The 1,300-nt window shown below is 60.5% G+C and carries 3 protein-coding genes; all 3 read left to right on the forward strand.

The window, feature by feature from the left end; translation table 11 throughout:
* On the forward strand, positions 1-322 hold a 322-nt coding region (locus Q0341_RS01585), incomplete at its 5' end, for a molybdopterin cofactor-binding domain-containing protein (RefSeq protein WP_299510090.1).
* A gap of 80 nt (positions 323-402) precedes the next feature.
* Complete coding sequence (locus Q0341_RS01590) at positions 403-588, forward strand: hypothetical protein (protein ID WP_299510091.1); 186 nt, start codon at positions 403-405, stop codon at positions 586-588.
* A 158-nt stretch (positions 589-746) separates the two neighbouring features.
* Positions 747-1,300, forward strand: a 554-nt coding sequence (locus Q0341_RS01595; protein WP_299510092.1) for an MFS transporter, incomplete at its 3' end; no start/stop codon positions are given.

Consider the following 1,300-nt stretch of genomic DNA (forward strand, 5'->3'; position numbering starts at 1 on the left):
CACCATGGAAGAGTGCATTTGGGACAAAAAAGGCAAGCTGCTCACGCACGGCCCCAGCACTTACAAGATCCCGGTGGCGGGCGACATCCCAGAACACTTCAATGTGTCCTTGTTCGACAACGCCAACTTGAAGCCCACGCCGTTCAACAGCAAGGCCACGGGCGAGCCGCCCTTGATGTTGGGCTTGTCCACCTTCTTCGCCTTGCGCGATGCGGTGGCCGCCAGTGCCAACCACAAAGCGGTGGTGTACATGGATGCGCCGGCCACGCCCGAGCGCATCTTGATGGCGTGTGAAAAAGCCAAGGCCACTGCAGGGCTGTGATGCCTTGATCTGGATGCCTGAAGCGTTTTCAGGCATCCTTAGAGGACCTTTCATTCAGCGTCAGCATCAGGAGCAGGCCCATGTCAGAAGATCCACGGTGCTGCGGCACCGGCACTTGCATCATCAACGCCGAAGGCCTGTGCTGGTGCGGCCAGCGCTGGGATGGCGAAAAAATGTGTTTCATGCCCGAGCCTGCTGTGGCGGCATCCGTTAACGCGCAGGACCAGGCCTCTGCAGCTCAGTCGCCCCAAGGCGGCCAAGACTGAGTCCAAGCAGGGCCATGCTTGCAGGAGCGCAGGCTTTTGCGCAAGGGTTTGCACCGGCGATGTGACCCAAGCGACAGCGGCTTTTCGGTCATGGGCGCACATTACAGGGCTATGTTCGCAGTGGTGTCTGCGCCCGTGCCTGCAATCCAGAATTGACCATGACGACCTTGACTTCTGCGGCCTTGCCGCCCGCTGACCATCCCCGCGTGGTGCGGGGTTTGCTCAATACCGCGCACGCGTTGGACCATTTGTTTTTGCTGATTTTTGCAGCGGCAGTGAGCACCATCGCGGCCGACATGGGCTTGGCCCAATGGCAAGACCTCATGCCCTATGGTGCCGGGGCGTTTTTCATGTTCGGTCTGGGCTCTTTGCCGGCGGGGCGCTTGGGCGATTTGTGGGGCCGTCGCAGCATGATGCTGGTGTTCTTTTTTGGCATTGGCACCGCTTCCATCTTGACCGCTTTCGCGCAAACGCCGATGCAACTGGCTTTGTGCCTGACCCTGATCGGCGTGTTCGCCGCCATTTACCACCCGGTGGGCATTCCCATGCTGCTGGAGCGTTCGGCCAACCCGGGCGCGACCATCGGCTTCAATGGCCTGTCGGGCAACCTGGGCGTGGCTGTAGCGGCTTTGCTCACGGGTTTTTTGATCCAGTGGCAGGGCTGGCGTGCAGCTTTTGTTTTGCCCGGTGTGGCGGCTTTGGTGTGCGGGTG

Origin of the sequence: uncultured Limnohabitans sp., from assembly GCF_937889215.1 — a bacterium.
GTDB lineage: Bacteria > Pseudomonadota > Gammaproteobacteria > Burkholderiales > Burkholderiaceae_C > Limnohabitans_A.